Origin of the sequence: Thauera aminoaromatica S2, from assembly GCF_000310185.1 — a bacterium.
GTDB lineage: Bacteria > Pseudomonadota > Gammaproteobacteria > Burkholderiales > Rhodocyclaceae > Thauera > Thauera aminoaromatica.
In genome coordinates this window covers 1-19,925 of the sequence record NZ_AMXD01000075.1, presented here as the reverse complement: position 1 = coordinate 19,925, position 19,925 = coordinate 1, and the positions used below count along the sequence as shown (strand labels likewise).

Sequence of the window (19,925 nt, the reverse complement as noted above, 5' to 3'; positions counted from 1 at the left end):
AGGCGCTCGGCGTCGGCGGCGAGGCGCGCCGCGTGCTCGATCAGGCGCGCCAGCGCCGGCGCCGACAAGGGCGGCAGGCCGGCGCGGCGCGCCAGGGTGGCGAGCAGGCAGGCGTAAGCGGCGGTGTTGTCCGCGGAGCGTTCGATCTCGCTCTCCATGTCGGCGTTGATGCGGAACAGCGCGGCGAACTCGGGATCGTAGCGGCCGAGCAGGTAGTAGGTCAGGCGATCGCCGATCAGCACCACCTTGAGCTCGAGCGGCATCGGCTCGGGCTCGAGCTGCACCGAGCCGGTCACCCCGATCAGCTCCGAGAGCGACTCGATGCGCAGGCGTGCGGATTTGAGCGCGCGCTTGAGCCCCTCCCAGGCGAAGGGCTGGGACAGCAGCTTGAGCGCATCGAGCACCAGGAAGCCGCCGTTGGCGCGGTGCAGGGCGCCGGCGCGGATCAGGGTGAAGTTGCTCACCAGGGTGCCCATGTGCACCAGGTGGTCGATGCGGCCGACCAGGTTCTGCAGCGTGGGGTGGTCTTCGTACACCATCGGTCGGGTGCCGTCGGCGGGGTTGGCGACGAGCAGGTTCACCAGATAGCGCTGCACGCTGATGCTGCCGGTGTAGGTCAGCGTCTCGCTGTCCTCGTCGGCGTGCGGCGTCGCGCGCAGCGACTCGCCGCTGGCGACGACGTCGGCGAGCACCGCGTCCAGATGCGCGCACACCTCGGGCAGGTCTGCGTGACGCGCCTTCAATTCGTCGACCATGTGGGTGACGGTGGCGCGGATCGCCTCGCGCCCGGCGTCGCGGATGCGGTTCTGCAGCTCGTGCCGCCAGCGCGGGAAATCGCCCATCAGGCGGTGCAGGCGCTCGTGCAGCGCGCGGATGTGCTCGCCGAGCTCGTGCTGGCGTGCCTCGGGCAGCTGCTCGAATTCTTCCTGCGTGAGCGTGCTGCCCTCGTCCTTCATCGGCAGGAAGGCGAAGCCGTGCGGGGTGCGCAGCAGCGCGACGCCGAGCTTCTGGGCCTCGTCGCCGAGGCTGCGCAAGGCGCTCTCCTCGCGCGTCTTGGCCTCCTCCTGCAGGGCCTCGATGCGGTTGCGGTGCTCCTCGCTCTCGAACACCGCGCCGATCGCCGGCACCAGCTCCTCGACGAAGCGGGCCAGATCGTCGCGCAGCGCCGGGCCGCGCCCGCAGGGCAGGCGCAGCAGCCGAGGCTGGGCGGCGTTGGCGAAGTTCCATGCGTAGCACCAGTCCGCGGGTGCATCGCCGCGGCCGCGCGTGTCCTCGAGCAGGCGGCGGACGAGCTCGTGGCGGCCGCTGCCGGGGTCGCCGAGCACGAAGAGGTTGTAGCCCTCGGCGCGGATGTCGAGGCCGAGCCGGATCGCGTCGACCGCGCGGCCGTGGAGGCGGGCGACGTCGAGCTCGGGCAGTTGGGCGGAGGTTTCGATGCCGAGCGCTGCCGGGTCGCAGCGAGTCGCCAGGCGCTCGACGGGCAAGGGGGCCGGCGGCGTGAGCGGAGCGGACATGGGCGCGCCTCCTGCGCTTGGGGTTCTTCTGCGAGTCATCTTAACCCCGGGGCGGGGCGGCGGACCAAGCGGGGAGGAATGCGCGGGGCGGGCACCGTGCGCCCACGGGAGGAGGGGGCACGAACGTGCGAGAGCCGCAGGCGCGAGGGAGACGACGCTGCTGCGGGCGAGGCCTCGTTTACCTCACCCGGAACGGCAGGTTCGCCGTCCCTGCCTTGCCCTCGCGGTCGCGCACGGTGATGAAGAGGCGGTAGGCGCCGGGCTGCGCCGGGGCGACGAAGCTCACGCTGGCGGCATCGGCGTGCAGCACGCGCACGTCGATGCGCGTGGGCGGGGTCTCGGCATCGCCGCCCTTGCGCAGGTCGGTGGCCTCGGCGTGCACGGCCCACTCGGCGGCGAGCGCGCTGCCGTCGTGGGCGACCGCGTCGATGCCGGCGGAGATCTCCGCGCCGGCGGCGAACTCGTCCGCGCCGATGCCGATGCCGCGGATGCGCGGTGCGGGCCGAGGCTGCGGCCGCCCCCAGGCGGCGGCGAGAGCGTCGCTCATCGCGGTGGGGCTACCGTCGGCGAGCAGCAGTCCGTGCCAGGTCGCGGTCTGTTCCTGCTTCGCGCCCCACAGGAAGGGGAAGACGCCGCGGATCTGCGCCTGCTGGTCGAGGAAGGCGAGGGCCTCGGTGAAGAAGCGCGCCTTCTCGGTGCTGGTGAGCTCGACCGGCGCGCCCCAGGGCTTGCGCCCGGCCTGCCACTGCCCGAGCGGGCCGAGCTCGGCGACCACCACCGGCTTGGCGATGCCGGCCGCGCGCAGGCGCTGCGGCAGGTCGAACACCGCACCGGCGTAGACGTTGATGCCGAGCAGCTCGACGTTGGGGCAGCAGCCGGCGAGTGCGCGGAAGGCGTCCATGCCGGTGTCGGCGACCACCATCATGGTGGGGTGGTCGGGGTCGAGCGCGCGGATGCGCGCGGCCAGCCGGTCGACCGCGCGCCACAGCGGCAGCGGGTCGGCGACCCCGGTCTCGATCTCGTTGCCCACGCCCCAGGCGAGCAGGGCAGGGTGCTTGCGGTGGCGGGCGACGAAGTCGAGCAGGGCGTCTTCCTGTGCGCGCATGGCGCGCGCGTCGGCGTAGTCGAAACCGTGGCGCGGGTGCTCCAGCCACAGCCCCATCACCACCTTCAGGCCGAGGCGGTGCGCCTCGTCGAGCACCCAGGCGTCGGACTGGCGGTACACGCGCACGACCTTGGCGCCGGCGGCGGCGAGGCGGGCGAGGCTGGCGCGGTCGCCCTCGAAGGCGGCGCCCTTCCATCGTGCGTCCATGGAGGCGGCGAGGGGGGGAGGTTGGCTTTGGGCGTGGAGGGGCGCCGCGGCGAGCGCCATCACGGCGCAGAAAAAAGTTAACAGGAAGCGCACTTGAAATCCTCTGGACCCGTCCCTATTATTAGCACTCGTTGGCGTCGAGTGCTAACAAGCCTCGATCGACGGGTGCAAGCCCGTCCATCGCCACAGCAGATCCTTTTCCTGCGGACTGGTTCCGCGTGTTTCATCAACCCAGACAGTTGAACCTCAGTTAGGAGAGAACTCGATGAAGATTCGTCCCCTGCATGATCGTGTGATCGTCAAGCGCCTCGAAGCCGAACGCAAGACCGCCAGCGGCATCGTGATCCCGGACAGCGCCGGCGAGAAGCCCGATCAGGGCGAAGTCCTCGCGGTCGGCAACGGCAAGATCCTCGACGACGGCAAGGTCCGTCCGATGGCCGTCAAGGTCGGTGACAAGGTGCTGTTCGGCAAGTACGCCGGCCAGACCGTGAAGGTCGAAGGCGACGAACTCCTCGTGATGCGCGAGGAAGACATCATGGGCGTGGTCGAGGCCTGAGCCTCCCCCGCACCGATCAACCCTAATCGAAACGATTCCGGAGTTCTGAAGAATGGCAGCTAAAGAAGTCAAGTTTGGTGATTCCGCCCGCGAGCGCATGGTCGCCGGCATCAACATCCTCGCCAACGCGGTCAAGGTGACCCTGGGCCCGAAGGGCCGCAACGTCGTGCTCGAGCGCTCGTTCGGCGCCCCGACCGTGACCAAGGACGGCGTCTCCGTCGCCAAGGAAATCGAGCTGAAGGACAAGTTCGAGAACATGGGCGCGCAGATGGTCAAGGAAGTCGCTTCCAAGACCTCGGACATCGCCGGTGACGGCACCACCACCGCGACCGTGCTGGCGCAGTCGATCGTGCGCGAAGGCATGAAGTTCGTCGCCGCCGGCATGAACCCGATGGACCTCAAGCGCGGCATCGACAAGGCCGTCGTCGCCACCATCGACGAGCTCAAGAAGCTGTCGAAGCCCTGCTCGACCAACAAGGAGATCGCCCAGGTCGGCTCGATCTCGGCCAACTCCGACAGCGACATCGGCGACATCATCGCCCGTGCGATGGACAAGGTCGGCAAGGAAGGCGTGATTACCGTCGAAGACGGCAAGTCGCTGCAGAACGAACTCGACGTGGTCGAGGGCATGCAGTTCGACCGCGGTTACCTGTCGCCCTACTTCATCAACAACCCGGACAAGCAGGTTGCCATCCTCGAGCAGCCCTTCGTCCTGCTCTTCGACAAGAAGATCTCCAACATCCGCGACCTCCTGCCGGTGCTCGAGCAGGTCGCCAAGTCGGGCCGTCCGCTGCTGATCATCGCCGAGGACGTCGAAGGCGAAGCGCTCGCCACCCTGGTGGTGAACAACATCCGCGGCATCCTCAAGACCTGCGCCGTCAAGGCCCCGGGCTTCGGCGACCGTCGCAAGGCCATGCTGGAAGACATCGCCATCCTGACCGGCGGCCAGGTCATCGCCGAAGAAGTCGGCCTGACCCTCGAGAAGGCCACCCTGGACGACCTCGGCCAGGCTGCCCGCATCGAAGTCGGCAAGGAAAACACCATCATCATCGACGGCGCCGGCCAGGCCGACCGCATCGAGGCGCGCGTCAAGCAGATCCGCGTGCAGATCGAGGAAGCCAGCTCCGACTACGACCGCGAGAAGCTGCAGGAACGCGTGGCCAAGCTGGCCGGCGGTGTTGCGGTGATCAAGGTCGGTGCCGCCACCGAAGTCGAGATGAAGGAGAAGAAGGCCCGCGTCGAGGACGCCCTGCACGCCACCCGCGCTGCGGTGGAAGAGGGCATCGTCCCCGGCGGCGGCGTCGCGCTGCTGCGTGCCCGCGCCGCGCTGGGCGAGCTCAAGGGCGACAACCACGACCAGGATGCCGGCATCAAGATCGTGCTGCGCGCCATGGAACAGCCCCTGCGCGAGATCGTCGCCAACGCCGGCGACGAGCCGAGCGTGGTGGTGAACAAGGTCGTCGAGGGCTCGGGCAACTACGGCTTCAACGCCGCCACCGGCGAGTACGGCGACATGGTCGAGATGGGCGTGCTGGATCCGACCAAGGTCACCCGCACCGCGCTGCAGAACGCCGCGTCCGTCGCCGGCCTGATGCTGACCACCGACTGCATGGTCGGCGAGCTGGCCGAGGACAAGCCGATGGGCGGCATGCCCGACATGGGCGGCATGGGTGGCATGGGCGGCATGGGCATGGGCATGTAACTGCCTGCCCGGGAAGGTCCGGTCCGCCGGACCTCCCGCCCGCTGCAAGCGAACAAGGCCTCGTCGAGGAATGCCCTCGGCGGGGCCTTTTTGCGTCCATCGGTTCCGGCACGGCGCGGGCCGTCCCGCGTCCAGCCGCCGGGGAGGCTGCCTGCGACTGCGCAAAGCGTGGGATAATTATTTAATTCGGGGAGTAAAAGTCGGTGGGGAGCGCCGCGGCCCAGATGGGCGGGCGCTCCCCGGAACGCCGCTGCGCGCAGCAGCCACGTCCCCGAAGACCGAGCAAAAGGAGAACAGCGGAAACATTCTCTGAATCTCCGCTTACAAGCAACTTACAGCCGGAATGCTATGCGTATCCTGTTGGCGGAAGACGATCCGGTGATCGCCGACGGCATCTGTCGCGCCCTGCGGCGCGGTGGTTGTGCAGTCGATCACGTGGCGGACGGCATGGAGGCGGATGCCGCGCTCGCGGGCCAGGGTTACGACCTGCTCATCCTCGACCTCGGCCTGCCGCGCATGAACGGCATCGAGGTGCTCAAGCGCCTGCGCGCGCGCAAGTCGGCTCAGCCGGTGCTGATCCTGACCGCGCAGGATGGCGTCGACGACCGCGTGCGCGGGCTCGATGCCGGTGCCGACGACTACCTCACCAAGCCTTTCGCCCTGCCCGAACTGGAAGCGCGCGTGCGTGCGCTTACCCGCCGCGGCACCGGCCAGCCGCGCTGCATCGAGATCGGTCAGCTGAGCTACGACCAGGCCGACCGCGTGGTCAAGATCGGCGGCCAGCTCGTCGAGCTGTCGGCGCGCGAGATCGGCCTGCTCGAGATCTTCCTGCTGCGTGTCGGCCGCCTGGTCAGCAAGGACCAGCTCGTTGACCACCTGTGCGGCTGGGGCGAGGAGGTGTCCAGCAACGCGATCGAGGTCTATGTCCATCGCCTGCGCAAGAAGCTCGAGGACAGCGGCGTGCGCATCGTGACCGTGCGCGGCCTGGGGTACTGCCTGGAAAACCCCGATGCTGCCCCTGCGGCGAAAGTCCAGGCCTGAGCGCGCGCCGCGCGGCGCAAACGCGCCGCGCAAGTCCGGGCCGCCGAACTCGCTGTTCGGCGAGATCCTCGACTGGATGCTCGCGCCGCTGCTGTTCCTGTGGCCGATCTCGATCATCGTCACCCACAACGTCGCCGACAGCATCGCCAACCAGCCCTACGATCTCGCACTCGCCGACGGCGTGCGCGCGCTCGCGCGCCTGGTCGAGGTCGAGGACGGCCAGGTGGTGGTGCGCTTTCCGGCGCCGCCGCGCGCGCTGTTCCGCGCCGACCAGGACGACGTCGTCTACTACCAGGTGGCCGACGTCAATGGCGTCACGGTCAGCGGCGACGCCGAGATCCCGCCCATGCCGACCTCGTCCGCAGTCGACGGCGAGGAGGTGCAGCTGCGCGATGCCATGATCCAGGGCGAGGAGGTGCGCATCGCTTGGCGCTTCGTGCGCCCCGACCCTGCGCAGGCCGATCGTTTCGTGCTCGTGCAGGTCGCCGAGACGCGCAACAAGCGCACCGACCTCGCCTCGCGCGTGGTCACCGGGGTGCTGCTGCCGCAGTTCGCCATCATCCCGCTCGCGGTGGTGCTGGTGTGGGTGGGCCTGAGCCGCGGCATCGCGCCGCTCAACCGGCTGCAGAGCCTGATCCGCCGTCGTCGCCCCACCGACCTGTCGCCGGTCGAGCCATCGAGCGTGCCCGAGGAGGTGCGTCCGCTCATCATCGCCTACAACGACATGATGGCGCGCCTGGAAGAGAACCTGCAGGCGCAGCAGCGCTTCATCGCCGACGCCGCGCACCAGATGCGCACGCCGCTGACCGGGCTCAAGATGCAGACCGACCTCGCCATGCACGAGACCGACCCCGACCAGCTACGCCAGTCGCTCACCCGCATCGCCGAGAGCACCGACCGCGCAGCCCACCTGATCAACCAGCTGCTCTCGCTCGCCCGCGCCGAGGCGAGCTTCGAGAAGCTCTACGCGGTGGAGACGGTGGACCTCGATGCGATCGTGCGCGAGGTGGCGCTGGAGCTCTATCCGCGCGCGCAGGCCAAGCGGATCGACCTCGGTGTCGAGGCGGGCGACACGGCCCTGCGCGTGGAGGGCAACCCGGTGCTGCTGCGCGAGATGCTGAAGAATCTGGTCGACAACGCGATCAAGTACACCCCGCGCGGTGGCAGCGTCACCGCGCGCACGCGCTACGCCGGCTCACCGGTGTTCGAGGTCGAGGACAACGGTCCCGGCATCCCCGAGGCCGACCGCGAGCGCGTCTTCGAGCGCTTCTACCGCGTGCTCGGCAGCGGCGTCGATGGCTCCGGCCTCGGCCTGCCGATCGTGCGCGAGATTGCCGAGCTGCACCGCGGCACCGTCACCCTGGACGCCGGCCCGGGCGGACGCGGCACGCTCGCCCGCGTGGTCTTCCCGCGCAGCCACCTGCAGCCACCGCGGCAGGTGCAGGGCGATCACGACGCCCTGGGCTGAGCTTTTCGGGCATTTTCGCCAAACCCTTTGACAAAGGAAAAAGACTGGCTATAATGCGGACCTCGTTGGCCAGTTAGCTCAGTTGGTAGAGCAGCGGATTGAAAATCCGCGTGTCCGTGGTTCGATTCCGCGACTGGCCACCAGAATCCCGATGGGCCGACCGAGTGTCGGCCCATTTGCTTTGCGGCGTCAATTTGCGGCCAGAAGTCGCTGTTCCGGCTCAATTTTGGGGCGCAGGCGCGGTGTTATAATCCGGCTCGCTCCGTCCCACCCCCCTCCCGCATGCAACTCTTCGCCCTCGGCTTGAACCACCACACCGCGCCGCTCGTCATCCGCGAACGCGTCGCGTTCCAGCCCGAGCGCATGGGGCAGGCGCTGCACGATCTGGCCCATACGGATTCGGTGCGCGAGGCGGCGATCCTGTCGACCTGCAACCGCACCGAGCTCTATTTCGCCGCCGAGCAGCCCCAGCACGCGGCCGACTGGCTCGCTCGTTTCCACCGCCTCGCGCTCGCCGAGGTCTCGCCCTACCTGTATTCCTACCCGCAGCGCGACGCGATCCGCCATGTCTTCCGGGTGGCGAGCGGGCTCGACTCGATGGTGATCGGCGAGCCGCAGATCCTCGGCCAGGTCAAGGACGCCGCGCGCTACGCCGAAGAGGCGGGCACCCTGGGCGTGCTGTTGCACAAGCTGTTCCAGAACACCTTCGCGGTGGCCAAGGAGGTGCGCTCGACCACCGCGATCGGCGCCAACACGGTGTCGATGGCCGCCGCGGCCGTGCATCTGACCGAGCGCATCTTCGAGCGCGTTGCCGACCAGCACGTGCTCTTCATCGGCGCGGGCGAGATGATCGAGCTCTGTGCCGCCCACTTCGGCGGCGCTCGGCCCAAATCCATGGCGGTGGCTAACCGTACCGAGGAGCGTGCCAGGGCCCTGGCGGACCGCTTCGGCGCCACCACCATGCGCATCGATCAGATTGGCGAGGCGCTGCCGCGTTTCGACGTCGTCGTGTCCTGTACGGCCGCGCCGCTGCCCATCGTCGGCTTGGGCATGGTCGAGCGCGCGGTCAAGGCGCGCCGCCATCGCCCGATGGTGATGGTCGATCTGGCCGTGCCGCGCGACATCGAGCCCGAGATCGCCGAACTCGACGACATCTTCCTGTACACCGTGGATGATCTCGCCCAGGTGGTGGAGGCCGGCATGGAGTCGCGCCAGCAGGCGGTGATCGAGGCCGAGCAGATCATCGCCAGCCGGGTCGATGGCTTCCTGCACTGGATGTCGGCGCGCGAGACGGTGCCGGTGATCCGTTCGCTGCGCGAGCACGCCGAGAGCCTGCGCCAGGCCGAGCTCGAGCGCGCCGTGCGCCTGCTCGCCAAGGGCGAGGACCCGCAGCGCGTGCTCGAGGCGCTGTCGCACGGCCTCACCAACAAGCTGATGCACGGCCCCACCCGCTTCCTGAACCAGGCCGAGGGCGAGCACAAGGTCGAAGCCGGCCGCGTGGTGCGCGAGCTCTTCAACCTGTCCCGCGATTCCCACTAGCCGCACGGCTCCGCAGGCCGCCGCCCGCCGGCGGCGCGCGCGCGTCCTTCCTCCGTCATGAAGCAGAGCATCCGCGACAAACTCGAACACCTCGCCAACCGGCTCGAAGAGCTCGACTGCACGCTCGCCTCCGAGGAGGGCGCGCGTGACATGAACGCCTTCCGCGAGCTCTCGCGCGAGCGCGCCGAGATCGAGCCGGTGGTGGCGCTGTACCGCGAGCATCGCCAGGCCGAGGCCGACTGCGCGACCGCGCGCGAGCTGCTCGCCGACCCCGAGATGCGTGAGCTCGGCGAACTCGAGCTTGCCGAGGGCGAGGCGCGCATCGAAGCGCTGGAGGCCGAGCTGCAGCGCGCGCTGCTGCCGCGCGATCCCAACGACGCGCGCAACCTGTTCCTCGAGATCCGCGCCGGCACCGGCGGCGACGAGGCAGCGCTGTTCGCCGGCGACCTCCTGCGCATGTACACCCGCTACGCCGAACGCCAGCGCTGGAAGGTGGAGATCGTGTCGGCGAGCGAATCCGACCTCGGCGGCTACAAGGAGGTCATCGCCCGCGTGGTCGGCAACGGCGCCTATTCGAAGCTCAAGTTCGAATCCGGCGGCCACCGCGTGCAGCGTGTCCCGGTGACCGAGACCCAAGGGCGCATCCACACCTCCGCCTGCACGGTCGCCGTGCTGCCCGAGGCCGACGAGGTCGAGGCGGTGGACATCAACCCCGCCGACCTGCGCATCGACACCTTCCGCGCCTCGGGCGCGGGCGGGCAGCACATCAACAAGACGGACTCCGCGGTGCGCATCACGCACATTCCCACCGGCATCGTCGTCGAGTGCCAGGACGATCGCTCGCAGCACCGCAACAAGGCGCAGGCCATGGCGGTGCTCGCCGCGCGCCTGTACGACGCCAGGGTGCGCGCGCAACAGAGCGCCGAGGCCGCGCAGCGCAAGAGCCTGGTCGGCAGCGGCGACCGCTCCGAGCGCATCCGCACCTACAACTTCCCGCAGGGGCGGGTGACCGACCACCGCATCAACCTCACCCTCTACAAGCTCGATGCGGTGATGCAGGGCGAGCTCGACGAGATCTTCGACGCGCTCACCCTCGAGCACCAGGCCGACCTGCTCGCGGCACTCGGGGAGGATGCATGAGTCCCGCCGCGCCGTCTGCCGACGGGATCGACATCGCCGGCGCGCTCGCCTGGGCACGCGCGCGCATCGACCAGATGGACGCGCGCGTGCTGCTGCGCCACGTGCTGCAGTGCCCGGCCGCGCGTCTGGTGGCGTGGCCGGAGCAGAAGCTTGCTGCGGAGGACTGGGCCGAGTACCGCGCCCTCGTCGAGCGCCGCGCCGCCGGCGAGCCGGTGGCCTATCTCACCGGCACGCGCGAGTTCTACGGGCGCGAGTTCCTCGTCACCCCGGCGGTGCTGATCCCGCGCCCCGAGACCGAGCTGCTGGTCGAGCTCGCGCTCGCGCACTTTCCCGGACGGCGCGGGCTGCGCGTGCTCGACCTCGGCACGGGCAGCGGGGCGCTCGCGGTGACCCTGGCGCTCGAGCTCGAGGCGGCCGAGGTGGTCGCGCTCGACCGCTCGCGCGAGGCGCTGTGGGTGGCGATGGCCAACGCCGCCAGGCTGGGCGCGAGCGTCTCCTTCGTGCAGAGCGACTGGTTCGGCGCGCTCGGCGACGAGCACTTCGAGCTCATCGTGTCCAATCCGCCCTACGTGGCTGCGGGCGACCCGCACCTCGAGCAGGGCGACGTGCGCTTCGAGCCGCGTGGCGCGCTCGCCGCCGGGCCGCAGGGCCTGGACGACCTCGCCGAGATCGTCGCCGGCGCGCCGGCACGCCTGGTCGATGGCGGCTGGCTCTTCCTCGAGCACGGCTACGACCAGGCGGCGTCGGCGCGCGGCCTGCTCGCCGACGCCGGCTTTGCCGCGATCGCCTCGTGGGCCGACCTCGCCGGCATCGAGCGCGTCTCGGGGGGGCGCTGGCTGGGGCGCGCAACGCGCGATTCGCGTTGACGCTGGCGGCGCGCAACGCCTATTATTTCCCGACTGTTTAACTCAACTTTTTCAGGTTTCCAGAATGGACATCCAGGACGTCATCCGCGATCAGGTCACCAACAACGGCGTGGTGCTCTACATGAAGGGCACGCCCCAGTTCCCGCAGTGCGGCTTCTCCTCCACCGCGGTGCAGATCCTCAAGGGCTGCGGCGTGCGCGAGGTGCTCGCGGTCAACGTGCTTGCCGACCCCGAGATCCGTCAGGGCATCAAGGAATTCTCCAACTGGCCCACCATCCCGCAGCTCTACGTCAAGGGCGAATTCGTCGGTGGCAGCGACATCATGCGCGAGATGTACGACAGCGGCGAACTGCAGCAGATGCTCAAGGACGCCGGACTCGTCGGCGAGGACTGATCCCGCGCGACGACCTTCGTCGTGGAACGCCGGCTGCCGACCCGTTTTCAGGGTCCGCCGCCGGCGTTTTCATTCGCACCGTCGGGTGTGCGGCGGCGTGTGCGCAACCAGGCCTTGCGCGCGAGGTGGGGCAGGAGCATGTGCAGGGGCATGCGCAGCAGGTGATAGCGCGCGAGTGCCAGCCGCCGCGCGAATCGCACCGACAGGCCGGGTGGCCGATCGGGGTCGGGCGGGAGCAGGGCGAGCGAGATGTAGGCCTCCATCGGCCGGCGGAGTACGGCGGCGGGGCCGGGAAGGGCGCTCAGGACCTCCTGGGGGACCGGCGTCTGCATCCAGCTGCGGGCGAAATGCAGCCCATACCAGAGCGGACGGCCCAGCCCGAGCGCATTGGCACGCTCGACGAGGCCCGGCCAGAAGCCCGTCGTGCCGGCGAAGCTGCGCAGCAGGCCGTCGATGTCGGCGATCTCGCGCACGCGCAGGGCGAGATCGCCGTCCTGGAAGCAATGCACGCAGGCATGCAGCACCTGGTCCCGCGCCGACAGCACGCGGAAGCGGCTGCCGGCGATCGGCAAGCTCTCGTCGAACAGCGGCGCCGGATCGAAATGGCGCCGCCCGGTCACCGGCGTGATCGCGTGATGCAGGTCGAGTTCGAGGAAATGGCCCGGGAAGCGCAGGGGGGGCGTCTCGTGGCTCCAGTCGCGGTAGTAGCGTTCATCGTAGGGGTCCAGCGCCGCGCTCTCCCAGCCCGCGGCGTGCAGCCTCGCCTCCATGGTGCGCAGGGCGCGTGCGGGCACCAGCAGGTCGATGTCGGAGACGAAGCGGCCGCGGGCGAAGCCGAGCGCCTGCAGTGCGTAGGCGCCGCCCTTCAGGGCGATCACCGGGAAATCGCCGCCGCACAGCGGGGCCACGTCGCGCAGCTCGGCGTCGAGCATGCGCGCGCTGAAGTCCGCCATCCTCGTCGCCGACAGCAGATGGCGGCGGACCCGCTCCGACACGGTCGGATTGTCCGCGTTGGCGGCGGCGAGGCGGCCATGCAGGCCGGTCATGCGCGCGAGCCGCAGCACCCGATCCCAGCGCGCCTCCGGGATCTCGAGGGCTTCGTGAAGGCCGCGCAGCAGCAGGGCACAGTCGGCCGCCGGATGCGTGCTCATGAGGCTTTTCCGAATAGCTGCTCGATGCAGGGGAGGGCGTCGGCGAGCGCGCCATACTCGATCTCCCAGGCGGGGGCCGTGCGCGCGAGGCGGAGGATGGCGTCGAAGCCGACCGGGCCGAGCTTGCGGTAATTGAAACTGTTGAGCCCCAGCCGCATCGCGGCCTCCGCCCGGCGCACCGGTTCGCAGCGCAGGGCTGCGCCTTCGCGATATCTCGGGAACACCACGAGCGCGGGTGTGACCGGCCGGCGGCGTGCTGCGACGCTCGCACGGTCGGGTGCGAAGTGCGCCACGTCGCCCTTGCGCGTACCGGCAAAGACGGGGCCGAGGACCGCGCCCGGCTGGCCGCCGATGATGTCGATCGAGCGATTCTTCAGCGCTGCGGGCTTGAGCAGGGGGTGCAGCAGTCCGGATTCGGTATCCAGCACCCCGAACTCGTCCGAGAGGAAGCGCCAGCCTGCGAGGTGAAGGGCGCAGGTCAGCGTGCTCTTGCCCGAGCCCGGTGCGGCGGGAAGGATCAGGGCACGGTCCTCGCGCGCGACCACGCCTGCATGCAGCAGCACATGCGCGTTGAGGCGCTGCGCCAGCAGCCAGTTGGTGCCCCATTCGAAAAGAGGCAGGGCGCTGTCGAGCGGGTAGGGGTCGAAGGGGCAGGAGGCCTCCGACCACAGGCGTACCTGCGGGCCCCACACGCGCCAGGGCGGCCCGGGGAGCAGCGCGACGCGCACGTCCGCGAAGCCGCTGTCCCCTGCCTGCGAATGGTCGCGGTAGAGCAGGTCGAGCTGGGCATTGAACTCGCGAAGCGGCGAGCGCACCACCACGCTGGCCGCACCGAGGTCGATCGAGCGCTGCATCACGCCGCCCTTCAAGCCTCGGTCCCCGTGCCCGCAGCGCGCTCGGCGAGCGCGGTCAGCGCGACCGCCAGGCGTTCCAGTCCCGCCGGCCAGCCGCCGTTCGCGGCGACCTCGGCGCGGAAGGCCTCGAAACATCCGGCTTCGATGGCGAGCGCCGCCTCGCGCAGCACGATCACGGCGCCCGCGCTCAGCAGATGGGTATCCCAGCGCAGCGGATCGAGAAAAAGAAACTGCCCGTCGAGGGACGGGCAGTAGCGTTCGATCCAGGCCAGCGGCCCCAGCGGCGAGGTCGGCTGCATCGGCGTTCAGCCGCCGTAGGTGAAGCCACTCTTCGCATTCGGATTCACCGACGCGAGGCAGGAACCCTCCAGCGGGGTATTCTGCTCGGTGCGCATGGTGATCGCGGGGTAGTTGCCGACGAAGTTGCCGTTCGCGTCGAAGTACGCCAAAACCCAAGCGGTCTTCGGGTACGCGGGCGACTGCGAGCTCTTCTTCGTCGCCAAGGCGATCAGCGTCGGAGCTTCGCCGACCACCGCCGGCACGCGGTACCAATTGATGCCGTTGTCGAGCGAGAAGCCCTCGAAGTCCGTATCCGGAACGCCCCCCACGTTCCCGCTGCATTCCCATACGTCGACCTTGCTCCAGGCCCACTCGTCAACCCCGGTCATGGCCGCCGGGTCGGTCCACGAAAACTGGTTACCGTTCGCAGGCGGGGTTTCTTCAATGTACGTGTTCTTCACGCATCCGATCGATGCCGCAGCCGCGCTACCGCCGTATCCCAGCGTGAGCACGGTGGACGCGCCCAGCGCGCCCTTCAGGACTCGCCTTCGCTGCTCGACCGTCTCGTTGTTCCGGATCCTGTCCATCATCAATCCCTGATTCCGCTGGTGCCTGATTTCATTATATCTGCCGCCCGACGTCTTTCCGATGAACCTTACCCAGACCGTAGCAAATATCACGCCCGCGTCGAAAAATCGACGCAAGTCGCTGATTTCAAAATAGGTGTGCTGTGCGGGCAGATCGCGCTCCGGGGCCGAGTGTAAAAAACGCCGACGCATCCGCTCCTGCTTCGGGGCGTTTCAGTCCCTGCGCCGCGCCAACTCCTCGTTCAGCCGCGTGGCCAGCCGAAGGGACTCGCGCAGGTAGGCGCGGCCGAACAGGTTGAGGTGGTTGAGCAGGTGATAGAGGCTGTACAGCGGCTTGCGCTGCTCGTAGTCCTCGTGCAGCGGCCAGGCGCGCCGGTAGGCGGTGTAGAAGGCGGAGGGGAAACCACCGAAGAGCTCGCTCATGGCGAGGTCGGCTTCGCGGTCGCCGCGGTGCACCGCGGGATCGAACACCACCGGCGTGCCGTCGGCGAGCACCGCCGCGTTGCCGTGCCAGAGGTCGCCGTGGAGCAGGCTCTCGGGCGGGCGGTAGTCGAGGAAAAGCGCGGGGACACGGTCGAGAAGGCGGTCGGCCTGGCGCTGCAGCTCGATGTCGAAGCCCTGCGCGCGGGCGCGCGCGAACTGCGGACGCAGGCGCTGCTCGACGAAGAAGCGCGCCCAGTTGTCGCGCTCGGTGTTCGCCTGCGGCGTGCGCCCGATGAAGTTGTCGCGCGGCCAGCCGAAGTGCTCGCCGACGTTGCGGTGCAGCGCCGCCAGCGCCTCGGCGAAGCGGGCGCCGTCGGCCGCGCTGGTCAGCGGCTGCAGGTCGAGCCATTCCAGCACCAGGATGGCGTGGGCCTCGTCCCCCCCGCGCGCGATCACCGCCGGGGTGCGTAGGCTGCCGCTTGCCGCGATCGCGCCGAGGCCGTCGGCCTCGGCCTCGAACATCGGCGCCTGGGCGGCAGGGGCGAGCTTGGCGAAGAAACGTGCGCCACCGGCGTCCTGGAGGCGCAGCGCGGTGTGGATGCTGCCGCCGCTCACCGGCTCGGCGGAGACGATGCGCAGCTGCTCGCCCATGGCGGCGCGCAGGGCGGCCTCGACGGCGGGAAGGGCGGGGTGGGGCGTCGGCGATTCGTTCATAGATTGGCGATGCGGGCACTGGCTTGCGACAGGCGCGTCGCCAGCACCTCGAGGAAAGCCTGGTAGAAATGCATGCGCAGGGTCTCGCTGGCGCGCTCGAGCGCGCGCGCGCGAATCGTCACCAGCTCGGTGTCCGCGGCGGCCTCGACCGAGGCCGAGCGCACGCCGGAGATGGTGGAGAACACCGCGATCTCGCCGAAGCAGTCGCCCGGGTTGAGCACCTCGAGCAGGCGTCCCTGCTTGCTCACCCGCGCCTCGCCGGCGAGCACGAAGCAGATGGCGTCGCCGCGCTCGCCCTCCTTGATGATCACCGTGCCCGCGAGCGCGCGGTCGAAGCGCGACAGCCCGATCACCTCCCACAGCTCGGCGTCGGCGAAGCGGCGGAAGAAGCGCATCGTGCGCAGCGCCTCGAACTTGCCGGTGTCGCCGAGGCGGTCCGGGGCGAGCGCGAGGCTGCGGTTGCGGAAGGCGAGCGCGAGGTCGTGGGAGAACTCGCTCCAGCTCTGGTAGCGGCGCTCGATGTCCTTCTCGGTGGCGCGGCGCACGATCGCGTCGAGCGCCTCGGGTACCTCGGGGCGCAGCTCGGAGGGCGGCGGCGGGGTGTCGTGTGCGATGCTGTAGAGCAGGCTGTAGCTGTTCTCCTGCTCGAAGGGCAGGTGGCCGGTGAGGAGCTGGAACATCACCACGCCGAGCGAGTAGATGTCGGTGCGGTGGTCGAGCGGCACCTCGCGCACCTGCTGCGGCGACATGTAGGCGGGCGAGCCGACGCCGGCGATCTGCGTGGTCTCGCGCGCGGTGTGCAGCGCGGCGCCGAAGTCGGAGATGCGGATGTCGCTGCCGCCGGGCGCCATCAGCAGGATGTTGGCCGGCTTGATGTCGCGGTGCGTGATGCCCTGGTGGAAGGCGTAGTCGAGCGCGCGCGTGGCCTTGAAGACGATCTCGATGACGCGCCCGAAGGGGGCCAGCGTCGCCGGCGTCGCGATGTCCTCGAGCGTGCCGCCGGGCACGTGGTCCATCACCAGCCAGGCATCCTCGTCGGTGACCAGCGCATCGTGGATGCGCACGATGTGCGGGTGGGCGAGCTTGCCGGCGAGCGCGGCCTCGTTGAGGAAGAGCTGACGCAGCAGGCGGCCGCGCTGCGGATCGGCGATGATCTCGCGGCGCAGGCGCTTGATCGCCACCTCGACCTGGCGGAACGGGTCCCAGGCGAGATGGACGCTGCTGGTGGCGCCCTTGCCGATGCGGCGGAGAAGCTCGTACTTGCCGATGCGCTCGGCCGCCGCTGTGGTCATGGGCGTCGGATCGGGCTCAGCCTTGGCCGAGGCCGAGGCCGATGCGGGCGCGCGCCACCGCGGCGCGCACCTGCTCGGGCGCGGTGCCGCCGATGTGCTTGCGCGAGGCCAGCGAGCCTTCGACGGTGAGGACGCCGAAGACGTCCTCACCGAGGCGCTCGGCGGCGCCGGGCACGTGGGCCATGGCGATGCGCAGCTCGTCGAGGGTGAACTGCGGCAGGTCGCAGCCCTTGACCTCGGCTGCGCGCACCGCCAGCGCCACGGCCTCGTGGGCGTCGCGGAAGGGCAGGCCCTTCTTCACCAGGTAGTCGGCGAGGTCGGTGGCGGTGGCATAGCCCTGGCTGAGCGCGCCGCGCATGGCCTCTGCCTTGACGCGGATGCCGCCGATCATGTCGGCGTAGATGCGAAGCGTGTCGATGACCGTGTCGGCGGTGTCGAACAAGGGCTCCTTGTCTTCCTGGTTGTCCTTGTTGTACGCCAGCGGCTGGCCCTTCATCAGCGTGAGCAGGGCGACCAGGCTGCCATTGACGCGGCCGGTCTTGCCGCGCACCAGCTCGGGCACGTCGGGGTTCTTCTTCTGCGGCATGATCGAGCTGCCGGTGCAGAAGCGGTCGGCGAGGTCGATGAAGCCCACGCGCGGGCTCATCCACAGGATCAGCTCCTCGGACAGGCGCGACAGGTGGGTCATCAGCAGCGCGCTGGCGGCGCAGAACTCGATCGCGAAGTCGCGGTCGCTGACGGCGTCGAGCGAGTTGTAGCAGACCTCGTCGAAGCCGAGCTCGGAAGCGACGAACTCGCGGTCGATCGGGTAGCTGGTGCCGGCGAGCGCGGCCGAGCCGAGCGGCAGGCGATTGACGCGCTTGCGGCAGTCGGCGAAGCGCTCGGCGTCGCGCCGGCTCATCTCGAAGTAGGCCATCAGGTGGTGACCGAAGGTGACCGGCTGCGCCACCTGCAGGTGGGTGAAGCCGGGCAGGGGCGTGCCGGCATGGGTTTCGGCGACCTCGAGCAGGCGGGACTGGAACTCGGCGATCAGCCCGAGGATGCGGTCGATCGCGTCGCGCAGCCACAGGCGGATGTCGGTGGCGACCTGGTCGTTGCGGCTGCGTCCGGTGTGCAGGCGTTTTCCCGCGTCGCCCACCAGCGCGGTGAGGCGCTTCTCGATGTTCAGGTGCACGTCCTCGTCGTCGAGGCTCCAGGCAAATTCGCCGCGCTCGATCTCGCCGGCGATCTGTGCCATCCCGCGCTCGATGTCGACGAGATCCTGCGTGCCGATGATGCCCTGGCGGGCGAGCATCCTGGCGTGCGCGAGCGAGCCGCGGATGTCCTGCGCGGCCATGCGCTGGTCGAAGGACACGCTCGCCGTGTAGCGCTTGACGAGTTCGGAAACGGGTTCGGAGAAGCGGCCGGACCAGGCCTTGGCGCTCGCGTCGGCGGGGGCGTTGGCGCTGGCGGCCGGCGTCGTGGTGTCTGTCATAATCGGGGTGTTGGAAACGGAAAAGGCCGGCCCTGCGCTGCCGGCCCGGCATGGAACGATTACGGGAAGGGGCGCCGCCTGCGGTGGCGCGCGTAGATGGCCGAAAGTATAAAGCAAAAGCCCCCGGCGCTCGGCGCGCCGGGCCTGCCCGACTTCCGCAACCTCGGGGTGATGTTGCGCGTCCTGCTGGCGGTGAACCTCTTCGCCGCGCTCACCGTGGCGATCCGGCTCGATGCGCCCGCCCGGCTCGCCGACGAGCTCGCGCTGATGGCCGGGCGGGTGGAGCTGCCGCTGCTGCTGAGCCTGGTGCTCCTCTACCTCGGCGCGCCCGGGCTGAGTGCGCTGCCGGTCGCGGCCGGGCGCGGCGTCGTACTCGTGCTCGCCAGCCTGGCGGCGATCGCCGCCAGCCTGCTCGCCGCGGTGCCGGCCGCGGAGTGGTGGCGACCACTGGGCTGGGCGTGGCTCGCCGCTGCGCTCTGCCTAGCGTATTTCGACTGGCGCAGCCGGCGCCTGTCGCCGGCGCTCGCCGAGGCGCGGCTGATCGCACTGACCGCGCGCATCCGGCCGCACTTCTTCTTCAACTGCCTGAACGGCGTGCTCGGCGTCATCCGCTCCGAGCCGCGCCGCGCGGAACAGGCGCTGGAGGAGCTCGCCGACCTGTTCCGCGCGCTGATGCAGGACGGCCGCGAGCGCGTGACGCTGGCCGAGGAGATCGAGCTCGCCGAGCGCTACATCGGGCTGGAGCGCCTGCGGCTCGGCGAGCGCCTCGCGGTGCGCTGGGAGTTTGGAGGAGGGGGTGGAGAGGCGGGAGAGGACGGGGAAGGCGGGGAAGGCGGGGAGGGCGGACGAGGTGGTGAAGGCGGCGAGAGGCGTACGCGCGTGCCCGCGGAACTGCTGCGCGCCCGCATGCCTTCGCTGCTGCTTCAACCCCTGCTCGAAAATGCCGTCTACCACGGCATCGAGCCTGCCGCCGCCGCGGGCGAGGTGATCGTCCGCATCGCGCGCCACGGCAAGGAGCTTTGCATCGAGGTGGACAACCCGGTCGCCGCGCAGGGGCTGCACCATGTCGGCAACCGCATGGCGCTGGATAACATCCGCGAGCGCCTGATGCTGTTCCACGACCTCGAGGCGAGGCTGGAGATCGACGAGGCGGATGGCCGCTACCGGGTGCGCATCCGCCTGCCCTGGGAGAGGGAGGCCGCATGACCGCAACCGCACCCGAGGCTGTCGCGGCGCTGCGCGTGCTCGTCGTCGATGACGAAGCGCCGGCGCGTGCGCGCCTGCGCGACCTGCTCGGCGACGTCGCCGGGCAGCAGCCCAACGCGATCGTCGGCATGGCCGCCAACGGCGTCGAGGCCCTGCGACTGCTCGACGCCGCGGCGGCCGACGTGGTGCTGGCCGACATCCGCATGCCGGTGATGGACGGCGTGGAGCTCGCCCGCCACCTCGCCCGCCTGCCGGCGCCTCCGGCGCTGGTCTTCGTGACCGCCTACGACCAGTACGCGGTGCAGGCCTTCGAGCTTGCCGCGGTGGATTACCTGCTCAAGCCGGTGCGCGCGCAGCGCCTGGCCGCGGCGCTCGAGCGCGTACGCGCGCGCCGCGCGCCGCCGGCGGCCGAC

Annotated in this window: 19 protein-coding genes and 1 tRNA gene; 11 read left to right on the top strand and 9 right to left on the bottom strand. The window is 69.9% G+C overall.

Going from position 1 to position 19,925, the window contains the following annotated elements; all coding sequences use genetic code 11:
* Positions 1-1,514: AAA family ATPase (locus tag C665_RS12215; RefSeq protein WP_004311485.1), on the bottom strand; the 1,514-nt coding region annotated here is incomplete at its 3' end.
* Between the two features lie 178 nt (positions 1,515-1,692).
* The gene (locus tag C665_RS12210; RefSeq protein WP_004311483.1) at positions 1,693-2,826 is read right to left on the bottom strand and encodes a glycoside hydrolase family 2 TIM barrel-domain containing protein; all 1,134 of its coding nucleotides are present in this window, start codon (positions 2,824-2,826) and stop codon (positions 1,693-1,695) included.
* 265 nt (positions 2,827-3,091) lie between these two features.
* On the opposite strand from C665_RS12210, the gene groES reads away from it, so the two are divergent.
* The 9 genes from groES (at position 3,092) to grxD (ending at position 11,532) form a co-directional block, all read left to right on the top strand.
* Positions 3,092-3,382, top strand: a complete 291-nt coding sequence (gene groES / locus C665_RS12205; protein ID WP_004311482.1) for a co-chaperone GroES — start codon at positions 3,092-3,094, stop codon at positions 3,380-3,382.
* Between the two features lie 52 nt (positions 3,383-3,434).
* On the top strand, positions 3,435-5,084 hold the full coding sequence (gene groL / locus C665_RS12200) for a chaperonin GroEL (protein ID WP_004311481.1): 1,650 nt from the start codon (positions 3,435-3,437) through the stop codon (positions 5,082-5,084).
* Between the two features lie 348 nt (positions 5,085-5,432).
* On the top strand, positions 5,433-6,125 hold the full coding sequence (locus C665_RS12195; protein ID WP_004311480.1) for a response regulator transcription factor: 693 nt from the start codon (positions 5,433-5,435) through the stop codon (positions 6,123-6,125).
* Complete coding sequence (locus tag C665_RS12190) at positions 6,094-7,593, top strand: sensor histidine kinase (protein WP_004311479.1); 1,500 nt, start codon at positions 6,094-6,096, stop codon at positions 7,591-7,593. The genes C665_RS12195 and C665_RS12190 overlap by 32 nt, the downstream gene beginning before the upstream one ends.
* A 67-nt stretch (positions 7,594-7,660) precedes the next feature.
* A tRNA-Phe gene (locus tag C665_RS12185) sits at positions 7,661-7,736 on the top strand.
* A 139-nt stretch (positions 7,737-7,875) separates the two neighbouring features.
* Positions 7,876-9,132 (top strand): glutamyl-tRNA reductase, encoded by a 1,257-nt coding sequence (gene hemA / locus C665_RS12180; protein ID WP_004311478.1) that lies wholly within the window; start codon positions 7,876-7,878, stop codon positions 9,130-9,132.
* Between the two features lie 57 nt (positions 9,133-9,189).
* Positions 9,190-10,272 (top strand): peptide chain release factor 1, encoded by a 1,083-nt coding sequence (gene prfA / locus C665_RS12175; protein WP_004311477.1) that lies wholly within the window; start codon positions 9,190-9,192, stop codon positions 10,270-10,272.
* Entirely contained in the window at positions 10,269-11,138 is an 870-nt protein-coding gene (gene prmC / locus C665_RS12170) for a peptide chain release factor N(5)-glutamine methyltransferase (protein WP_004311476.1), read from the top strand. Before prfA ends, prmC begins: the two co-directional genes overlap by 4 nt.
* A 64-nt stretch (positions 11,139-11,202) precedes the next feature.
* Positions 11,203-11,532 carry a Grx4 family monothiol glutaredoxin gene (grxD, locus tag C665_RS12165; RefSeq protein ID WP_004311475.1) on the top strand — a complete coding sequence of 110 codons (330 nt, stop codon included), beginning with the start codon at positions 11,203-11,205 and terminating at the stop codon, positions 11,530-11,532.
* A 47-nt stretch (positions 11,533-11,579) separates the two neighbouring features.
* Here grxD and C665_RS12160 read toward each other — a convergent pair whose 3' ends face one another.
* Genes C665_RS12160 through argH form a run of 7 tightly spaced genes read right to left on the bottom strand, consistent with a single transcriptional unit; the run spans position 11,580 to position 18,306 of the window.
* Positions 11,580-12,683 carry a nucleotidyltransferase domain-containing protein gene (locus tag C665_RS12160; RefSeq protein WP_004311474.1) on the bottom strand — a complete coding sequence of 368 codons (1,104 nt, stop codon included), beginning with the start codon at positions 12,681-12,683 and terminating at the stop codon, positions 11,580-11,582.
* Positions 12,680-13,537 (bottom strand): HprK-related kinase A, encoded by an 858-nt coding sequence (locus tag C665_RS12155; RefSeq protein ID WP_012585009.1) that lies wholly within the window; start codon positions 13,535-13,537, stop codon positions 12,680-12,682. The genes C665_RS12160 and C665_RS12155 overlap by 4 nt, the downstream gene beginning before the upstream one ends.
* Before the next feature lie 11 nt (positions 13,538-13,548).
* Entirely contained in the window at positions 13,549-13,836 is a 288-nt protein-coding gene (locus C665_RS12150) for a hypothetical protein (RefSeq protein ID WP_004311471.1), read from the bottom strand.
* A gap of 6 nt (positions 13,837-13,842) precedes the next feature.
* Positions 13,843-14,595 carry a hypothetical protein gene (locus C665_RS20715; RefSeq protein WP_012585010.1) on the bottom strand — a complete coding sequence of 251 codons (753 nt, stop codon included), beginning with the start codon at positions 14,593-14,595 and terminating at the stop codon, positions 13,843-13,845.
* Positions 14,596-14,616: 21 nt separating this feature from the next.
* Positions 14,617-15,540, bottom strand: a complete 924-nt coding sequence (locus C665_RS12140) for a fructosamine kinase family protein (protein ID WP_004311466.1) — start codon at positions 15,538-15,540, stop codon at positions 14,617-14,619.
* Positions 15,537-16,832 carry a protein kinase domain-containing protein gene (locus tag C665_RS12135; protein WP_004311465.1) on the bottom strand — a complete coding sequence of 432 codons (1,296 nt, stop codon included), beginning with the start codon at positions 16,830-16,832 and terminating at the stop codon, positions 15,537-15,539. The genes C665_RS12140 and C665_RS12135 overlap by 4 nt, the downstream gene beginning before the upstream one ends.
* Before the next feature lie 16 nt (positions 16,833-16,848).
* On the bottom strand, positions 16,849-18,306 hold the full coding sequence (argH, locus tag C665_RS12130; RefSeq protein ID WP_004311463.1) for an argininosuccinate lyase: 1,458 nt from the start codon (positions 18,304-18,306) through the stop codon (positions 16,849-16,851).
* A gap of 96 nt (positions 18,307-18,402) precedes the next feature.
* On the opposite strand from argH, the gene C665_RS12125 reads away from it, so the two are divergent.
* Positions 18,403-19,512 (top strand): sensor histidine kinase, encoded by a 1,110-nt coding sequence (locus C665_RS12125; RefSeq protein ID WP_004311461.1) that lies wholly within the window; start codon positions 18,403-18,405, stop codon positions 19,510-19,512.
* On the top strand, positions 19,509-19,925 hold a 417-nt coding region (locus C665_RS12120), incomplete at its 3' end, for a LytR/AlgR family response regulator transcription factor (RefSeq protein ID WP_004311459.1). The genes C665_RS12125 and C665_RS12120, both read left to right, overlap by 4 nt.

Bases quoted from the DNA above. Each gene is read 5' to 3' on its own strand.
- C665_RS12150 (WP_004311471.1), bottom strand. From the start codon at position 13,836: ATGCAGCCGACCTCGCCGCTGGGGCCGCTGGCCTGGATCGAACGCTAC.
- C665_RS12140 (WP_004311466.1), bottom strand. From the start codon at position 15,540: ATGAACGAATCGCCGACGCCCCACCCCGCCCTTCCCGCCGTCGAGGCC.
- C665_RS12125 (WP_004311461.1), top strand. From the start codon at position 18,403: ATGGCCGAAAGTATAAAGCAAAAGCCCCCGGCGCTCGGCGCGCCGGGC.
- prmC (WP_004311476.1), top strand. From the start codon at position 10,269: ATGAGTCCCGCCGCGCCGTCTGCCGACGGGATCGACATCGCCGGCGCG.
- grxD (WP_004311475.1), top strand. From the start codon at position 11,203: ATGGACATCCAGGACGTCATCCGCGATCAGGTCACCAACAACGGCGTG.
- C665_RS12190 (WP_004311479.1), top strand. From the start codon at position 6,094: ATGCTGCCCCTGCGGCGAAAGTCCAGGCCTGAGCGCGCGCCGCGCGGC.
- C665_RS12135 (WP_004311465.1), bottom strand. From the start codon at position 16,832: ATGACCACAGCGGCGGCCGAGCGCATCGGCAAGTACGAGCTTCTCCGC.
- argH (WP_004311463.1), bottom strand. From the start codon at position 18,306: ATGACAGACACCACGACGCCGGCCGCCAGCGCCAACGCCCCCGCCGAC.
- C665_RS12210 (WP_004311483.1), bottom strand. From the start codon at position 2,826: ATGGACGCACGATGGAAGGGCGCCGCCTTCGAGGGCGACCGCGCCAGC.
- C665_RS20715 (WP_012585010.1), bottom strand. From the start codon at position 14,595: ATGCGTCGGCGTTTTTTACACTCGGCCCCGGAGCGCGATCTGCCCGCA.
- C665_RS12195 (WP_004311480.1), top strand. From the start codon at position 5,433: ATGCGTATCCTGTTGGCGGAAGACGATCCGGTGATCGCCGACGGCATC.
- hemA (WP_004311478.1), top strand. From the start codon at position 7,876: ATGCAACTCTTCGCCCTCGGCTTGAACCACCACACCGCGCCGCTCGTC.
- C665_RS12155 (WP_012585009.1), bottom strand. From the start codon at position 13,537: ATGCAGCGCTCGATCGACCTCGGTGCGGCCAGCGTGGTGGTGCGCTCG.
- groL (WP_004311481.1), top strand. From the start codon at position 3,435: ATGGCAGCTAAAGAAGTCAAGTTTGGTGATTCCGCCCGCGAGCGCATG.
- prfA (WP_004311477.1), top strand. From the start codon at position 9,190: ATGAAGCAGAGCATCCGCGACAAACTCGAACACCTCGCCAACCGGCTC.
- C665_RS12160 (WP_004311474.1), bottom strand. From the start codon at position 12,683: ATGAGCACGCATCCGGCGGCCGACTGTGCCCTGCTGCTGCGCGGCCTT.
- groES (WP_004311482.1), top strand. From the start codon at position 3,092: ATGAAGATTCGTCCCCTGCATGATCGTGTGATCGTCAAGCGCCTCGAA.